17 protein-coding genes are annotated in these 16,869 nt (G+C 66.0%); 3 read left to right on the plus strand and 14 right to left on the minus strand.

Annotated elements, in window-relative coordinates:
• Positions 1-50 precede the first annotated feature (50 nt).
• Entirely contained in the window at positions 51-2,129 is a 2,079-nt protein-coding gene (fusA, locus tag OHS03_RS24890; protein ID WP_328657446.1) for an elongation factor G, read from the minus strand.
• A gap of 270 nt (positions 2,130-2,399) precedes the next feature.
• Here fusA (OHS03_RS24890) and OHS03_RS24895 point away from each other — a divergent pair, with 270 nt between their 5' ends.
• Together OHS03_RS24895 and OHS03_RS24900 are read left to right on the plus strand one after the other, a co-directional pair.
• Positions 2,400-2,831 (plus strand): PPOX class F420-dependent oxidoreductase, encoded by a 432-nt coding sequence (locus OHS03_RS24895; protein WP_056814202.1) that lies wholly within the window; start codon positions 2,400-2,402, stop codon positions 2,829-2,831.
• A gap of 194 nt (positions 2,832-3,025) precedes the next feature.
• Positions 3,026-3,343: a nitroreductase/quinone reductase family protein gene (locus OHS03_RS24900; protein ID WP_328657448.1), complete on the plus strand. Its 318-nt coding sequence runs from the start codon at positions 3,026-3,028 to the stop codon at positions 3,341-3,343.
• 85 nt (positions 3,344-3,428) lie between these two features.
• Here the strand turns inward: OHS03_RS24900 and tuf are convergent, their stop codons facing one another.
• From tuf to hppD, 7 genes are all read right to left on the minus strand, one after another.
• Positions 3,429-4,619 carry an elongation factor Tu gene (tuf, locus tag OHS03_RS24905; RefSeq protein ID WP_056814209.1) on the minus strand — a complete coding sequence of 397 codons (1,191 nt, stop codon included), beginning with the start codon at positions 4,617-4,619 and terminating at the stop codon, positions 3,429-3,431.
• Positions 4,620-4,755: 136 nt separating this feature from the next.
• Positions 4,756-6,858, minus strand: coding sequence for an elongation factor G (gene fusA, locus OHS03_RS24910; RefSeq protein WP_056814212.1), 2,103 nt, complete (start codon positions 6,856-6,858; stop codon positions 4,756-4,758).
• 33 nt (positions 6,859-6,891) lie between these two features.
• Positions 6,892-7,362, minus strand: a complete 471-nt coding sequence (gene rpsG, locus OHS03_RS24915) for a 30S ribosomal protein S7 (protein ID WP_056814216.1) — start codon at positions 7,360-7,362, stop codon at positions 6,892-6,894.
• A 1-nt stretch (position 7,363) separates the two neighbouring features.
• Positions 7,364-7,738: a 30S ribosomal protein S12 gene (rpsL, locus tag OHS03_RS24920; protein ID WP_056814220.1), complete on the minus strand. Its 375-nt coding sequence runs from the start codon at positions 7,736-7,738 to the stop codon at positions 7,364-7,366.
• A gap of 271 nt (positions 7,739-8,009) precedes the next feature.
• Entirely contained in the window at positions 8,010-8,555 is a 546-nt protein-coding gene (locus tag OHS03_RS24925; protein ID WP_328657450.1) for a DUF3558 domain-containing protein, read from the minus strand.
• The gene (locus tag OHS03_RS24930; RefSeq protein WP_328657452.1) at positions 8,552-9,082 is read right to left on the minus strand and encodes a DUF3558 domain-containing protein; all 531 of its coding nucleotides are present in this window, start codon (positions 9,080-9,082) and stop codon (positions 8,552-8,554) included. Before OHS03_RS24930 ends, OHS03_RS24925 begins: the two co-directional genes overlap by 4 nt.
• Before the next feature lie 31 nt (positions 9,083-9,113).
• Complete coding sequence (gene hppD, locus OHS03_RS24935) at positions 9,114-10,256, minus strand: 4-hydroxyphenylpyruvate dioxygenase (protein ID WP_328657455.1); 1,143 nt, start codon at positions 10,254-10,256, stop codon at positions 9,114-9,116.
• A gap of 132 nt (positions 10,257-10,388) precedes the next feature.
• Here hppD and OHS03_RS24940 point away from each other — a divergent pair, with 132 nt between their 5' ends.
• A complete protein-coding gene (locus OHS03_RS24940) occupies positions 10,389-10,904 on the plus strand; it encodes an Lrp/AsnC family transcriptional regulator (protein WP_194826803.1) in 516 nt (171 codons plus the stop codon).
• An 18-nt stretch (positions 10,905-10,922) separates the two neighbouring features.
• Here OHS03_RS24940 and OHS03_RS24945 read toward each other — a convergent pair whose 3' ends face one another.
• The 6 genes from OHS03_RS24945 to OHS03_RS24970 all read right to left on the minus strand — a co-directional run bounded on the left by OHS03_RS24945 (position 10,923) and on the right by OHS03_RS24970 (position 16,833).
• The gene (locus OHS03_RS24945) at positions 10,923-11,561 is read right to left on the minus strand and encodes a GntR family transcriptional regulator (RefSeq protein WP_328657457.1); all 639 of its coding nucleotides are present in this window, start codon (positions 11,559-11,561) and stop codon (positions 10,923-10,925) included.
• A 29-nt stretch (positions 11,562-11,590) separates the two neighbouring features.
• Positions 11,591-12,583 carry an isopenicillin N synthase family dioxygenase gene (locus OHS03_RS24950; RefSeq protein WP_328657458.1) on the minus strand — a complete coding sequence of 331 codons (993 nt, stop codon included), beginning with the start codon at positions 12,581-12,583 and terminating at the stop codon, positions 11,591-11,593.
• Positions 12,584-12,594: 11 nt separating this feature from the next.
• Complete coding sequence (locus OHS03_RS24955) at positions 12,595-13,764, minus strand: ABC transporter substrate-binding protein (protein ID WP_328657460.1); 1,170 nt, start codon at positions 13,762-13,764, stop codon at positions 12,595-12,597.
• Between the two features lie 15 nt (positions 13,765-13,779).
• Positions 13,780-14,622 (minus strand): ABC transporter permease, encoded by an 843-nt coding sequence (locus tag OHS03_RS24960; RefSeq protein ID WP_056814245.1) that lies wholly within the window; start codon positions 14,620-14,622, stop codon positions 13,780-13,782.
• A complete protein-coding gene (locus OHS03_RS24965) occupies positions 14,622-15,407 on the minus strand; it encodes an ABC transporter ATP-binding protein (protein ID WP_328657463.1) in 786 nt (261 codons plus the stop codon). The genes OHS03_RS24960 and OHS03_RS24965 overlap by 1 nt, the downstream gene beginning before the upstream one ends.
• Positions 15,408-15,519: 112 nt before the next feature.
• Complete coding sequence (locus OHS03_RS24970; protein WP_328657464.1) at positions 15,520-16,833, minus strand: amidohydrolase family protein; 1,314 nt, start codon at positions 16,831-16,833, stop codon at positions 15,520-15,522.
• Positions 16,834-16,869: the final 36 nt, after the last annotated feature.

Raw genomic sequence — 16,869 nt, forward strand, 5'->3', positions numbered from 1 at the left:
GGCATCGACGACGAACCGGTGACGCCGCACTGCGACGCCACCGGTGTCGATCAGCCGCCCGCGATGATCGAGGCCGCCGCGCCCGGTGGGACCGGGGCGTAGGAGTCGAACACCATCGAGTAATTCGCTCGGCCACGGGTTTTCGAGCGTAGGTCCCCGATGTAGCCGAACATCTCCTGGAGCGGGGTCAGGGCGCGGATGATATGCGCGCCGCCCCGTTCCGTGAGCTCGGTGACCCGGCCACGGCGGGCGTTGAGGTCACCGATCACCTCGCCGACGTACTCCTCCGGAGTCACGACCTCGACGGCCATCACCGGTTCGAGCAGTATCGGCTTCGCCCTCGCCACTGCGGCACGCACCGCTGCCGCGCCCGCGAGACGGAACGCCAGCTCCGACGAATCCTGCACGTGTGCGGCGCCGTCGAGCAGCGTCACTTTCACGTTCACCAGGGGGAAGCCGGCGAGAGTGCCGACCCGCAGCGCGTCCTGTGCGCCCGCGTCGACCGCGGGGATGTACTCCCGCGGTACCCGTCCGCCGGTGACCCGGCTCTCGAATTCGTAGATCGCGTCGTCATCGGCCACATGTGCTTCCAGCGCGATCACCACCTTGGCGAACTGTCCGTGCCCACCCTGTTGCTTGCGGTGGGTGTATTCGAACAGATCGACTGCGGTGGTGATGGTTTCGCGGTAGGCCACGCGTGGGGCGCCGATGTCGGCGTCGACGCGGAACTCCCGCTTCATCCGGTCGACCAGGATCTCCAGGTGCAGTTCGCCCATGCCGCCGATGACCGTCTGGCCGGTTTCGGCGTCGACGCGCACGGTGAACGTCGGGTCCTCGTCGGCCAGGCGAGCCAGGGCGGTGCCCAGCTTGTCCTGGTCGGCGCGGGTCCTCGGTTCGATCGAGACGGCGAGTACCGGGTCGGGGAAGGTCATCGACTCCAGGACGACGGGGGCTTCCCGATCGCACAGGGTGTCGCCGGTTCCTGTTGCCTTCAGACCGATCACGGCACAGATCTGACCGGCCCGCACCAGCTCGACGGCGATCTCGGTGCTCGAATGCATCTGGAACAGTTTGCCGAGGCGCTCCTTTCGCCCATTGGTCGAATTCAGTACGGTCGCACCGGGTTCGGCGGTACCGGAGTACACCCGCAGGTACACGAGCTTGCCGAAGAACGGGTGCACCGCGACCTTGAACGCCAGGGCCGCGAACGGCTCGGCGACATCGGGCGCGCGGTGGATGTGCTCGCCCTCCGGCGAGAATCCGTGCACAGCGACAACATCCAGCGGCGACGGCAGGTAGTCGACGACGGCGTCCAACAGCGGTTGCACACCGATGTTCGCCAACGCCGAACCACACAGGACCGGGTAGGCCTGTGCGTCGATCGTCATCCGGCGGATGGCGGCTTTCATGATCTCGACGGTGATCGGCCGACCGGCGAGGTAGCGCTCGAGCACTTGCTCATCGGCTTCGGCGACCGCCGCTTCCAGTGCGTCACGATGCTGGAAGGACTTGGTGCGCAGGTCTTCCGGGATCTCGATCGTCTCGAAGTGGGTGCCGCGGTCGGTGTCGCCACGCCACACCTTCGCGGTCATCTCGACCAGGTCGATGATGCCGTCGAACTCGCGCTCCGCGCCGATCGGCAGCTGGATCACCAAAGGACGCACGCCGAGTCGCTCCGCGATGGTCCGCACGGTGAACGCGAAATCGGCGCCGAGCTTGTCCATCTTGTTCACGAAGCAGATCCGTGGAACGCCGTACTTGTCGGCTTGGCGCCACACCTGCTCGGACTGCGGTTCCACGCCCTCCTTGGCATCGAACACCGCGATCGCACCGTCGAGTACCCGCAGTGAACGCTCCACCTCGACGGTGAAGTCGACGTGGCCGGGGGTGTCGAGGATGGTGATCTGGTGCTCGTTCCACCAGCAGGTGGTCGCCGCCGCCGCGATCGTGATGCCGTGCTCGCGCTCCTGGACCATGCGATCCATCACCGCGGTCCCGTCGTGCACCTCGCCGAGAGTCCGGGTGACGCCGGTGTAGAACAGCACCCGCTCGGTGGTCGTGGTCTTACCCGCGTCGATGTGGGCGGCGATGCCGATATTGCGTAGTCGGGCGAGATCGAATCTGGTCATGAGAATCCCCCAGGCTGGTTCGGTCGATGAATCGACGCTCGCCAGTTGTGCGTTCCTGGGACGGCACGGGCGTCGGATCACGCGGCGCCACACCGGCGCCGAAGGACCCGATGCGAGCTAGAACCGCGACTGCGGACGTGCTGTAACCATGCGACAAGTTCTACGCGCCCGATCGCGCGCTGTCGACGGGATTTCCGCCGCCCGGGCATAAACAGGCGAGCACGGCGGTTCGTCACAACGAACAGCCCCGCCACCCCTAGGAGCCGACCGATGCCCGAAACCCCACTCGACCTGCACGCTCTTATCGCCGACTCCCGCATCGGCATCCTGGCCACCATCAAGTCCGACGGCCGCCCCCAGCTCTCCCCCGTCACCCCGTACTACGACCGTGCGGCGGGCATCATCTACGTCTCGATGACCGAGGGCCGCGCCAAAACGGTCAACCTCCGACGCGATCCCCGGGCCGCCCTCGAGGTCACCAGCGCCGACGGATGGTCGTGGGCCACCGCCGAGGGCACCGCGACATTGACCGGTCCCGGAACCGACCCGAACGGACCGGAAGTCGAGGCACTGGTCGACTACTACCGTGCGGCCGCGGGCGAGCACCCCGACTGGAACGAGTACCGCGAAGTCATGGTCTCGGACCGGCGGGTACTCATGGCGTTGTCCGTCGAGCACGTTTACGGGGCCAAGATTCGCTGAGTCATCTTGTCGCCGAGCGGAATTCGGTGACAGTGGGAGCGAACCGGGGTGTTTCGTCGGTTGGCCGCGATCGCGGATGACTCTCAGCGCTTTGCCATAGATCCTCGGTAGCGTCGGGAACAGCACGTTCGTTCTTCAGCAGGCAGGAGAAGCCGTTGACTCGAGAATCGTTGTTGCGTCGGGGATTGAAGGGGATGAATGCCGGGGTGGTGGCGTTGACCGAAGCCCCTGTCATCGGGAAGGTTCTGGGTAAGTCTTTCGCGCAGATCAGCTACGTGGGGCGGCGGTCCGGGCGCACATTCACGACGCCGGTCAACTATCGGCGTTCCGGCGACGAGTACATCATCGGCGCCGCGATGCCCGACAAGAAGCAGTGGTGGCGCAACTTTCTCGGTGCGGGCGGCCCTGTCAGCCTCCGCATCGACGGCGTCGACCACTCCGGCCACGCCGTCGCCCAACGCGATCCCAAGGGTCGGGTCACGGTCCGCGTACACCTCGACGCCTCTGCCTGACACCCATCACTCGAAGCCCGGAAACGCCGAACGGCGCCACCCCGGAAAGGGGTGACGCCGTTGCGGTGTCAGTGGGTCTACAGACTCACTTGATGATCTTCGTGACGCGACCGGCACCGACGGTGCGGCCACCTTCGCGGATCGCGAAGCGCAGGCCCTCGTCCATGGCGACCGGCTGGATCAGCTTGACCAGCATCTCGGTGTTGTCGCCGGGCATGACCATCTCGGTGCCCTCGGGGAGGGTAACGACGCCGGTCACGTCCGTGGTACGGAAGTAGAACTGCGGGCGGTAGTTGTTGAAGAACGGGGTGTGGCGGCCGCCCTCGTCCTTCGACAGGATGTACGCCTGGCCCTCGAACTCCGTGTGGGGAGTCGTGGTGCCCGGCTTGACGACAACCTGGCCACGCTCGACATCTTCGCGCTTGATGCCACGAACCAGCAGGCCGACGTTGTCGCCCGCCTGGCCCTGGTCGAGCAGCTTGCGGAACATCTCGATGCCGGTGACGGTGGTCTTGGTCGACTTCTCCTTGATGCCGACGATTTCCACCTCCTCGTTCACGTTGACGATGCCGCGCTCGACACGACCGGTGACGACGGTGCCACGACCGGTGATCGTGAAGACGTCCTCAACGGGCATCAGGAACGGGAGCTCGGTCTCACGGACCGGGTCCGGGATCGAGTCGTCGACGGCCTGCATGAGCTCGACGATGGCCTCGGCCCACTTCTCGTCGCCCTCGAGGGCCTTCAGGCCGGAGACGCGCACGACCGGCGCGTCCTCGTCGAATTCCTGCGAGGCCAGCAGTTCGCGGACCTCCATCTCGACGAGCTCGAGGATTTCCTCGTCATCGACCATGTCCGACTTGTTCAGCGCGACCAGGATGTAAGGCACGCCGACCTGACGGGCGAGCAGCACGTGCTCGCGAGTCTGCGGCATCGGGCCATCGGTGGCCGCGACCACCAGGATGGCGCCGTCCATCTGCGCCGCACCGGTGATCATGTTCTTGATGTAGTCCGCGTGACCCGGGGCGTCGACGTGCGCGTAGTGGCGCTTCTCGGTCTGGTACTCGACGTGGGAGATGTTGATCGTGATACCACGAGCCTTCTCCTCCGGCGCCTTGTCGATCTGATCGAACGCAAACGCGTCGTTCAGGGTCGGGAACTTGTCAGCCAGCACCTTGGTGATCGCTGCAGTCAGCGTGGTCTTGCCGTGGTCGACGTGACCGATGGTGCCGATGTTGACGTGCGGCTTCGTCCGCTCGAACTTCGCCTTCGCCACTTTTGGGTCCTCCTGGACTTGTTGGTGCGTGCATTTGCAGCAGTGCGTGTGTCATCCCCGCTGGAGGCGGGGATCGGGGGTATTACTTGACGCCCGGCACTTGCGGTCCAGTGTGCCACTGGACCGCAAGAGGGTTTTATTCGCCGGTCGCCTTGGCGATGATCTCCTTGGACACATTGGCCGGAACCTCTGCGTACTGGGCGAACACCATGGAGTAGTTCGCGCGACCCTGGGTCTTGGACCGCAGGTCACCGATGTAACCGAACATCTCCGAGAGCGGAACCAGCGCCTTGACGACACGGGCACCACTGCGTTCCTCCATGGCCTGAATCTGGCCACGGCGGGAGTTGAGGTCGCCGATCACGTCGCCCATGTATTCCTCGGGCGTGATGACCTCGACCGCCATGAGCGGCTCGAGGATCACCGGACCGGCCTTACGGGCCGCTTCCTTGAGGGCCTGCGAACCCGCGATCTTGAACGCCATTTCCGAGGAGTCGACGTCGTGGTACGCGCCGTCGAGCAGGCTGACCTTCAGGTTCACCAGCGGGTAGCCGGCGAGCACGCCGTACTGCATGGCATCCTGGGCGCCCGCGTCGACCGACGGGATGTACTCACGGGGCACGCGACCGCCGGAGACCTTGTTCTCGAACTCGTAGGTCGCGCCGTCTTCGCCGACGAACGGCTCGAGGGCGATGATGACCTTCGCGAACTGGCCGGAGCCACCCGTCTGCTTCTTGTGGGTGAACTCGTGCTTTTCGACCTTCTTGGTGATGGTCTCGCGGTAGGCCACCTGCGGCTTGCCGACGTTGGCCTCGACCTTGAACTCACGACGCATACGGTCGACGAGGATGTCGAGGTGGAGCTCGCCCATGCCGCCGATGACGGTCTGGCCGGTCTCCTGGTCGAGCTTGACCGAGAACGTCGGGTCTTCGCGCGCCAGCTTCTGGATCGCGGTGCCGAGCTTCTCCTGGTCGGACTTGGTCTTGGGCTCGATCGAGACCTCGATGACCGGATCCGGGAAGGTCATCGACTCGAGGACGACCTGGTTCTGCGCGTCGGACAGGGTGTCACCGGTGGTGGTGTCCTTCAGGCCGATGACCGCGTAGATGTGGCCTGCCGACGCCGTGGCGACCGGCATCTCCTTGTTGGAGTGCATCTGGAACAGCTTGCCCAGACGCTCCTTCTTGCCCTTGGTCGAGTTCACGACCTGGGCGCCGGAGGCAACCTGACCCGAGTACACGCGCACGTAGGTGAGCTCACCGAAGAACGGGTGCACCGCGATCTTGAACGCCAGGGCCGCGAACGGCTCGTCGACGTTGGGCTTGCGGGTGATCAGCTCTTCTTCTTTGTTGGGCACGTGGCCGGTGGTGGCCTCGACGTCCAGCGGGGAAGGGAGGTAATCGATGACCGCGTCGAGCATGGGCTGAACGCCCTTGTTCTTGAACGCGGAACCACACAGCACCGGGTACAGCTCGGAGTTGACCGTCATCTTGCGGATGGCGCCCTTGATCTCCTCGATGGTGAGATCCTCGCCACCGAAGAACTTCTCGAGCAGTGCCTCGTCGGACTCGGCGACGGTCTCGAGCAGTTCCTGACGGTACTGCTCGGCCTTCTCCTTGAGGTCGGCCGGGATCTCGACGACTTCGTACTCTTCGCCGAGCTTGGTCTCGCCCTTCCAGACCTTGGCATTGTTCTCGACCAGGTCGACGATGCCCTCGAAGTCGTTCTCAGCGCCGATCGGCAGCTGGATCACGAGCGGGCGAGCGCCGAGACGGTCCTTGATGGTCTGCACGGTGAAGTAGAAATCCGCACCGAGCTTGTCCATCTTGTTCACGAAGCAGATACGCGGCACGTCGTACTTGTCGGCCTGACGCCACACCTGCTCGGACTGGGGCTCGACACCCTCTTTGCCGTCGAACACCGCGACCGCGCCATCGAGCACGCGGAGCGAACGCTCCACCTCGACCGTGAAGTCGACGTGCCCGGGGGTGTCGATGATGTTGATCTGGTTGTCTTTCCAGAAGCAAGTGGTAGCCGCGGAGGTGATGGTGATACCACGCTCCTGCTCCTGCTCCATCCAGTCCATCGTGGCCGCGCCATCGTGAACTTCACCGATCTTGTACGTGATACCGGTGTAGAACAGGATGCGTTCGGTCGTGGTGGTCTTGCCCGCATCGATGTGGGCCATGATGCCGATGTTGCGGACCTTGTTCAGGTCGGTGAGCACGTCCTGTGCCACGAAATTCTCCCTTTTAAGTGACGGGCCGGGCAATCACCAGCGGTAGTGCGCGAAGGCCCGGTTCGACTCGGCCATCTTGTGGGTGTCCTCGCGACGCTTCACGGCGGCACCGAGACCGTTGCTGGCATCGAGGAGCTCGTTGGCGAGACGCTCGACCATGGTCTTCTCGCGACGGGCGCGGGAGTAGCTGACCAGCCAGCGCAGCGCGAGGGTGTTGGCGCGGCCCGGACGGACCTCGACCGGCACCTGGTAGGTGGCGCCACCGACACGACGGGGCTTCACCTCGAGGGCGGGCTTGACGTTGTCCAGCGCGCGCTTGAGGGTGACGACCGGATCGGTGCCGGTCTTCTCACGCGCCTGCTCGAGTGCGCCGTAGACGATGCGCTCGGCGGTGGACTTCTTGCCGTCCATGAGGATCTTGTTGACCAGCTGAGTGACCAGCGGGGACCCGTAGACCGGGTCGTTGATCAGCGGACGCTTGGGTGCGGGGCCCTTGCGTGGCATATCAGCTCTTCTCCTTCTTGGCGCCGTAGCGGCTGCGCGCCTGCTTGCGGTTCTTCACGCCCTGGGTGTCGAGCGAGCCACGGATGATCTTGTAACGGACACCGGGAAGGTCCTTCACACGACCGCCGCGGACGAGCACCATCGAGTGCTCCTGCAGGTTGTGGCCTTCACCGGGGATGTACGCCGTGACCTCGATCGCGCTGGTCAGGCGAACACGCGCGACCTTACGGAGCGCGGAGTTCGGCTTCTTGGGGGTGGTGGTGTACACGCGAGTGCACACGCCACGACGCTGCGGGCTCCCCTTCAGGGCCGCAGTCTTGGTCTTGGTGACCTTGTCGCGGCGACCCTTGCGGACCAGCTGGTTGATGGTTGGCATAGACCGGCTTTCCTTATTGGTAATTCGCTTGGTGTGCAGTGTCTTGCAGTTCATCGAGCTTTCACTCGCACGTCAGACCACGTTTCCGTTAACCCGTGGTCGGGCGTGTCGCCGTGGCGCTCAGTGCCCTTTTCAAGGCACGCTGGAACGTATCGGCCGCTTTCGCTGGCCTACGTTCACACACGAACTTGCCCGTAGCAATCCGGGCACAGGGATCTACGATACCCGCGTGCCTGATGGGGGGTCAAAGCGGGGGGCCGCGTCAAGCCTTCTACCGGGCGAGATCCAAGGTGAGCTCGACCAATTTCTGGGCGCCCGCGCACGGATCGGGGTGAGCCGAGCCGGGCCGGTAGTTGATCCACCAGCCGACGACGCCGACATCGGCCGCCGGTGCGGTGACGCCGCACGAGTCGTTGTCGCCCGGTCGGCGCACCTGCAGCGCCCTGCGGCCCTGCACGGTGATGTCGCCGGAGAGGTAGCCCAACTTGTCGTTGGTGGCCTTCTCGTTGTTCAGCGTACCCATCTCGTACCAGTTGAGGCTGGCCATGGCTCCCCCGCCGGGTGCGTCCTCGATGTCCCACATGCAGACGGCGCCACTGAACGAGGCGCTCACGCTCTTGGCGTTGCCGATGATCTCGCCGATCTTGTCCGCGGCCACCACCTCGCACTCGCGCAGCAGCTTGTCGAAGTCGGTGTTGATCGACTCACCGCCGCCGCCCTTTCCCAGCGGCTGGGCACTGCCCTCGATCTTCTGGCCGCAGCCTGCCAACGCGAGGGTGAGCATCAGCGCCGCGGCGGCGACCCTGCCGGCGCTCACCGCAGCCGTCCCACGGTCAGCTCGGCCAGTTTCCTGGTGCGATCGCACGGATTGCCGCCGGTGGCGAACAGGCCGGTGGACATCGACCACTCGAAGAAGTCGTCGTCGAGTTGCACGGCGAGGTCACAGACAGTGCCGCTCTGCGGGTCGAGCGCCATGAAGCCGGGATGTCCGCCCACGTCGATGGTCTCCGGTGCACGGCCCACGTTGGACACCCACGCCTTCTCACGTTCGATCGGACTGCCCCGGTACGAGGCGAAAGTGACGCTGGGCGAGGACAATCCGGCAGATTGCCAGTTGCAGCCGGTCGCGTTCTTGTAGACCCGAGCGATCTGGCCGAGGCCCGCGAGGCTGCGCACTTCGTCGTCGGTGACATGGCCGCATTCGCCCACGAAGGGGCCGAGTGAGGCGACCTTCGGTGGTGGTCGGTTGGGCCCTGTCGGCGTATCGGAGTCGCCCCCCGATCCGCACGACGTCAGCATGACGACCAAGGTCATGCCGGTGATGATCGCCGAGGGGATCCGCATGGCATGAACTGTAGTAGGTCCGCGGACCCGGTCACAGGTTGCCGCGAGCCTCTTGTTCTCGTTCGATGGCCTGAAAAAGGGCCTTGAAGTTGCCCTTTCCGAAACCGAGTGAGCCGTGTCGCTCGATGAGTTCGAAGAAGACGGTGGGGCGATCGGTGAGGGGACGGGTGAAGATCTGCAGGAGGTAGCCGTCCTCGTCGCGGTCGACCAGGATGCCGCGGCGCTGGAGTTCGTCGACCGGTACGCGCACGGCCCCGATGCGGGCGCGCAATTCCGGGTCCTCGTAATAGGCGTCGGGGGTGGCGAGGAACTCGACGCCCTCGGCTCGTAGGGCATCGACGGTGTCGAGGATGTCGCCGGTGGCCAGCGCGATGTGTTGTACGCCGGGGCCGCGATAGAACTCGAGGTACTCGTCGATCTGAGAACGCTTGCGGCCCAAGGCAGGTTCGTTGAGGGGGAACTTCACGCGGTGGTTGCCGTTGGCGACGACCTTGCTCATCAGCGCGGAGTACTCGGTGGCGATGTCGTCGCCGACGAACTCGGCCATGTTCGTGAATCCCATGACGTCGCGGTAGAAGTCGACCCAGCGGTCCATCATGCCCAGCTCGACATTGCCCACTACGTGGTCGATCGCCTGGAACACGCGCTTGCCCGGCGCGCGGGTGGAGGTGCGGGCGATATAGCCGGGGAGATAGGGGCCGACGTAGCCGGAGCGGTCGACGAGGGTGTGTCTGGTGTCGCCGTAGGTGGCCAGCGCGCCGGAGCGGACGGTGCCGAATTCGTCGGTCTCGTCGTGAGGTTCGGTGAGGATCGTCGCGCCGTGTTCGCGGGCCCTGGCGATGCAGCGGTCCACATCGGCGACCTCGAGCGCGATGTCGACGATGCCGTCGCCGTGGCGGTCGTGGTGGGCGACGAGGGGGCTGTCGGGGTCGACCGCGCCGGTGATCACGAACCGCGCTCCCCCACTGCGCAGCACGAACGACTTGTGGTCGCGATTGCCGGTCTCGGGGCCCGAGTACGCCTCCAGTCGCATGCCGAACGCGGACTGCAGGAAGTGGGCGCTCTGGGTCGCGTTGCCGACAACCCAGACGAGGGCGTCCCACCCGATCACCGGAAACGGATCGACACTGTCGTCGTGCTCGATCAGCCCGACGAGCTGCTGCTCAATGGTCATGACCTAGGAAATCGCGTCACGCCACAGGTGGGCAACTACTCCATATTTGCCTGAACAGGCTGGCTCGAGAAGCCACCGAATACGCGCAAATGGTGGACAATTTGAATAGCTACCGGACAGGGAGGTCTTCGCATGCGCACGCCCGCGAAATTGGATGAGCTCGATCTGGCGATCCTCACCGCGATGCACGAATTCCAGCGGGCCGGAATTCTCGAGCTGTCGCGGCGAACGAAGGTCGCGCGGGCGACGGTGCAGGCGCGGATCAACCGGATGGAGGAATCCGGGGTGATCGCGTCCTACGATCCGCAGATCGATGTCACCGCAGCGGGTTTCGATGTGCAGGCGTTCGTGACCTTGGAGATCGCGCAGGGGGCGCTCGACCAGGTGAGTTCGGAGCTCACCGCGATTCCGGGGGTGGTCGAGGCGTACGCGACGACGGGCTCCGGCGATGTGCTGTGCCGGATCGGGGCCGATTCACACGCGGGATTGCAAGCGGTGTTGTTGAGCATCGATCGGACGGGTTCGGTGGTGCGGTCGCACAGTGTGGTCGTGCTGTCGACGGTGGTCGCGCACCGCACGATGCCGCTGCTGCACACACTGACCCCGGCGGGCACCGCGAAGGCGCCCGCGTACCGGGATCAACGCTGAGGTTTCCTGCCGGAGCTGTTATTGCCTGGCGAGGCGGGTCAGTAGCCCCTGCACGTGTGCCTCCGCGGCGGCGCGGGCGGACTCGGGGTGACCGGACTCGAGGGCTTCGACGATGCGGCGGTGTTCGCGCAAGGCGACGCGACGGTTGCGGGCCGAGCACCACAGGTCGCCGCGATAGAGGTGGGCCTGGGCTTCCAGGCGGGCCAGTTCGTCGACGACGCACGCGTTGCCGGAGGCGTCGCGGATGAAGGTGTGGAATTCCAGGTCGAGCTGGGCGTCGCGCGCGGGGTCGGTCGGATCGTCGAGGTGCGCTTGCTGGGCACTGATGATGCCGGTGAGCTTGTCGAGGTCGGCCTCGGTGAGGCGGGTGGCGGCCGCGGCGGCGGCGAGGCCGTCGAGGGCGGCGCGGACCGCGAGCACGTCGCGGATGCGGTCGTCGTCGACGGCGGCCACCTTCGCGCCCGCGTGCGGCGCGCTCACGGCGAGACCCTCGTAGATCAACTGCTGCACCGCTTCGCGAACAGGGCTGCGGCTGACCCCGAGTTCGGTCGCCAGCGCCGGCACGCTGAGCGATTGGCCCGGGGTCAGCTCGCCGGCGAGGACCATCTGCCTGATCTGCCGATGGACGGACTGGCCGAGCAGCGAGGCTTCGGTCATCGCAGTGCCCTTTCCGTTGATTGCGGCAATTATCCCTGGGGCCGGTAGTTCGCCTGCACCCGCTGAGTCAGGAAGTCCGCCGCGGTGACGGGCGGATACTTGCCCGCGGGCCCCTGGATGACGGCGTCGCGGTCGGCCTGGGCGAAGTAGGCGATGCTGTAGCGCTCGCCCTGGTACTCGCCCTCGCCGGGGCTGCGTACGCGGTGGAAGTTCGACGGCAGCAGGTCGTCGCTCCAGCGCGTGAGCATGTCGCCGATATTGCAGGTGATCAGGCTCGACGACGGGGTGATGGAGGTCCACTCCTGTTCCGCCATCTCCTTGCCGGGGCACACCTGCAACCCACCCTGACCGTCACGCTGGAAAAGCAGTGTGAGGCAGTCGAAGTCGGTATGGGCGCCGGCCCGCCAGCGCCCGGGGACGCCGCGTAGTTCCTCGGGGACGGCGAAGTAGTGCAGCAACCGCAGGGCGCTCTGGTAGTTCTCGGAGCCGGGATCGTGTGCGGTGGTGAAGTGTTCACGTTCGAGGCCGAGGCGGTCGGCGAAGCACGACAGCACCCGCATCGCCACTTCCCAGGCCCGGCGCTCGAAATCGAGCACACGGGAACGGAATCCGGCCAGTTCGGTCTCACTGGGCCACAGCTCGTCCATATGCGGACGAGTGATCTGGTAGGACTCCTTCTGATCGGGCACGCCGATGGACGGGCGCACCTGACTCAGGCTCTCCCAGCCCGCGTTGTTCTTCTTGACCAAGGGGTACTGACCCTTGACCTCTTCGGGAAGGGCGAAGAAATCGGCCGTGGCGCCGAACATGTCGTCGATCAGGTCCTGCGGGATGCCGTGGCCGGAGAGCTGGAAGAAGCCGATCTCGGTGGCGGCGGCCCACAGTTCCTCGGTGATCTCGGCGCGACGGTTCTCGAAGTCGGCGAGGTCGATGACGCGGATCTCGCGGTCGGTGGTCTCCTTGCCGAGACCGCCCATCTGCTTCTCGCGCGAGACTTCGGACAGGTCGTAGCTGGTGGTCATGGGGTGTCTCCTTAGCCGGTGACGGAAATGGCGGGGTCGAGGAATTCCTTGGTGACCAGGTCCTTCGCGGTCAGGCCGGTGGGCACGTTCGCGCCGCCGGCTCGCAGGATGGGTCCGAATTCGTCGATGATGCGCTGCACGCGGGCCTCGTCGAAACTGCCGAGCACGCCGTCGGTGTCGTTGCCGATCAGGCCGCCGTCGATGAGGGCCTTGGAACCGAATTCGGCCAGTTCGGCGCTGTAGGGGCTGAGCTTGGGGTTCTGTTCGACCACGTCGACGACGACATCGTTGACGTGACCGGGATCCGCTTTGAACGACGCGGTGGCCTGCTGGATCATCGGCACCAGCTTCCGCAGGCACGGGCGCAGCTCGGCGAGCTTGTCGGCGCGCACGTTCACGGTGCGGGCATAGCCCTCGTAGCCGACGTCCTTGAGCAGCTGGTAGCCCACCGGCTTGTTCCAGGCCCGCACTTCGTGCTCGTAGGTGAAGGGTTCGGCGTTGGCGAAGCCCTGTTGGGCGAAGGACGGATCGGTGACGAAGCGCGAGGGCGAATTGTCGTAGGAGGCGTCGATCTGATCCTTGTTCACCAGTCCGCGGGCGACGAGCCAGTCCGGGTAGAGCTGACCCTTGGACACCACGACCGGCTTGCCTGACCTGCCGATATCGGCGATGCCCTTCCAGTCGGGATTGGTCTTCGGGTCCCACATCAGCATCTGCGGGCTGTTGCGCAGCAGGGTGGTGACGGCGACGATCGGCTGCTGACCGGCGGCGGCGATGGCGTGCTCGGAATGGGCGAGACCGAGGGTGATGCTCTGGTCGACATACATCTGCGACGGCACGGTCTGGAAGCCGATGGCCGGGCCGCCCGCGCGGATCTCCAGCTTCACGCCGGTGTCCTTGCCGTCGGCCACGAGCGGGCCGGTGATCTTGTTGTTGTCGGCGTCGACGGTGTACCCGGGGCCGAGCAGACCGAAGATCGGGCCGGAGTCGGTTTCGGGTGCCCACTGGAGTTGGACGACCACGGTGGCGGGGCAGGCACCGGCGAGTTGTTGTTCGGCCGGTGCGGGTTCGAGCGCGACGGCGGGTGCGTCGGTGGTGTCGTCGGAACAGGCGGACGCGGTACCGGCCAGCAGCACGGCCAGCGCGGCGAAACCTATGCGGCGCAGCGGAAGTGTCTTCATGGTTGTCCTTACGAGCTATTGGGCGGAGTTGTGCCAGCGGCCGACGCTGACCTTCTGGATGACCGTGAACACGGTGAACACGAGCACGCCGAACAGGGCGGCCAGCAGCAGCGCACCGATCAGGTCCTCGGATTGCAGGCGGGCGCGGTAGGTGTCGAGCAGGGTGCCGATGCCGGGTTTGCCCTGGGCGAAGAACATGTCGCCGATGATGGCGCCGGTGACCGAAAGACCCGCCGCGGTGCGTAATCCGGTCAGCGTCGAGGGCAGAGCGGCGGGCAGTTGCAGCGACCAGAGGCGGCGCAGTCGGCCCGCTCGGCCGAGGGTGAACAGTTCCTGAAGATTGCCGTCGACGGATTTGATGCCGAACAGGGTCATCGCGATGATCGGGTGGATCGCGATGAGCACGCACACGGTGGTGCGGGCGGCGAAGCCGTAGCCGAGCCACAAGCCGATCAGCGGGACCACGGCGAGCACCGGAATCGCCTGCAAGACCACCGCGTACGGGTAGACGACGTTCTCGATCGGCCTGGCCTGGCTCATCAGCACCGCGATGGCCACCCCGAGCACCGCCGAGATCAGCAGGCCGGTGATCGCGACCCTGGCGGTAACGGCCAGCGCCTCGAGCATCACCTCGAGCTTCTTCGGGTCGGCGAGCGATTCACTGAACACCACATGCGGCGCGGGCAGCAGGAAGCGGCGGCCCTCGCTGAGGATCAGCATCGACACCGCGTACCAGGCGGCCAGCGCCAAGGTGATCGACACGATCGGCGCCACCAGGGCACTGCCGAATCTGCGCAGTTGGGTAGTCGGCAGTTGCACCTTCGCCGTGGCAGGGACACGGGCCGCGATACTCACCATCAGGCAGCCTCTTTCAACGAGCGCGAGATGCGCGAAACGAGTTCGGTGAAGGCGGGTTCGAAGCGCAGTTCGCGGTCCCGCGGGTAGGGCAGGTCGACGTCGATCACCTCGTGAATGCGGCCCGGTCTGGCCGACATCACCACCACGCGCGAAGCGAGGAACACGGCCTCGGAGACCGAGTGGGTGATGAACAGGGCGGTGAAGGCGTTGTCGCGGTAGAGGCGCAGCAGCTCTTCCTGCATGTTCAGCCTGGTCATCTCGTCGAGCGCGCCGAACGGTTCGTCCAGCAGCATCAGGCGCGGTTCCAGCGTCAGCGCCCTGGCCAGCGAGACGCGCATGCGCATGCCACCGGAGAGCTGGCTGGGCAGCTTGTTCGCGAAGTCCGCGAGGCCGACGGCTTCGATCGCCCGCTCGACCCGTTCGCGGCGCGTCTTGCGGTCGACACCGGCCAGTTCGGCCGAGAGTTCGACATTGCGGCGCACCTTGCGCCACGGCAGCAGCGTGGCTTCCTGGAAGATGAAGCCGATCGAATTCGTGCGCACCGCAACGGCTCCCGAGCTCACCGGCTCGAGCCCGGCGGCCAGGCGCAGCAGCGTGGACTTGCCGCAGCCGGACGGGCCGACCACCGCCACGAATTCGCCTCCGCGGATGTCGAGGTCGATGTCGGTCAGGGCGAGCGTGCCCTCGTCGCCGCCGAAGCGCTTGCTCACGTCGGCGAAGGAAACCTCCATGCCGGACAGCAGCGTCCTCGCGTCGGCGTCGTTCACCGTGTCGTAGAGCGTCACCGTGATCACCTTCTCCTGCGGTATATCGGTGTTGCGTGCAACTTGTGGGTGGATTCAGTGTGAACGAACTGGATTACATGCAATGTGTTGTTCGTTTCGGACTCATTAACAGTCATCGCATGTGGATCAGACGACGCGCGAGGTCCCGATGATCGACGCGGGTGCTGGCGCCGTCGCGGATCACGGCCTCGCCGTCGACCCACACGGTGTCGATCACGCGAGGCGACGCGGCGGTGAGCAGGGTGGCGCCGGGGTCGAGCACCGGCAGGCAGGCGAAGTCGCGGTCGAAGCGCACGAGCGTGAGGTCGGCGCGGTCGCCGATCGCGATGCCGGTGTGCGACGGGCGGCCGAGTACGCGGCCCGCGGCGCCGGTCGCCATCCGCACCATCTGGTCGAAACCGAGCAGGTCGGCCTTCTTGTGGGCCGCACGCTGCAGATACGCGCCGATACGCAGGGCCAGCAACATGTCCTGGGTGTCGTTGCTCGCGGCGCCGTCGACCCCGAGGGTGACATCGATGCCCGCGGCCAGCATCTGCGGAACCGGGGCGACGCCGCTGCCGAGCCGCATGTTCGAGACCGGGTTGTAGGACACGGCGACGCCGCGCTCGGCGAAGACCTTGCGGCCGTGGTCATCGAGGTTGACGCAGTGCACGGCGAGGGTGCGGTCCCAGAGGAAACCGCTCGCGTCGAGGTAGTCGACGGCCGAGACGCCTGCATGCAATCGGCACATATCGTCGTCGGTGGTGGTCTCGAGAACATGTATCGACACCGTTTTGCCGGTGGCCTGCGCGTACTCGCGCGTGGCCGCCATGCCGTCGGGGGTGAGGCAGCGCGGGTTGGGCACGGCGAGCGCGGTGGCGATGCGGGTGCCGACCAGTTGCTTGTCGAGTTCGTCGACGTGGGCCAGGGCCTCGCCGAGTGGTTGCATCAGGCGCGGGTCGAGGCCCCATTTGCGGGTGATGTCGGCGCGGTCGGCGATGCCACGCCCGAGGACCACGCGGATGCCGAGTTCCCGCAGCGCGCGGATCATCGCCTGATGAACCTCGTCGGACGGGCTGGGCCACATGTGTTCGACGACCGTGGTGACGCCGCTGCGCAGTAATTCCAGACCACCCGCCAGCGCCGAGAGGTAGGTCTGTTCCGGGGTGGCGGCCACGGTGTGTTCGCCGACGCAGCGCAGCCATTCCAGCAGCGGCAGGCCCTCGCCGACTCCCCGCAGGACCGCCTGCTGCAGGTGCGTGTGCGTGTTGACGAAGCCGGGGAGCAGGTAGCCGCCACCGCCGTCGAAACGGGGCAGGGCCGCGTGTTCGGGCCCGGCGCGGAGAGCGATGACAACACCGTCGTGGACCACGACTTCGCCGGGCGTCCAGCCCTGCGTGGTGTAGACGGTGACGTCGGTGATGACGACGGACGCGACAGATTCCACGCGCGCACCTCTTTCGGGATGCGGCTGGTTAGCGCG

This window comes from Nocardia salmonicida (assembly GCF_036142455.1).
GTDB classification, from domain to species: domain Bacteria; phylum Actinomycetota; class Actinomycetes; order Mycobacteriales; family Mycobacteriaceae; genus Nocardia; species Nocardia salmonicida.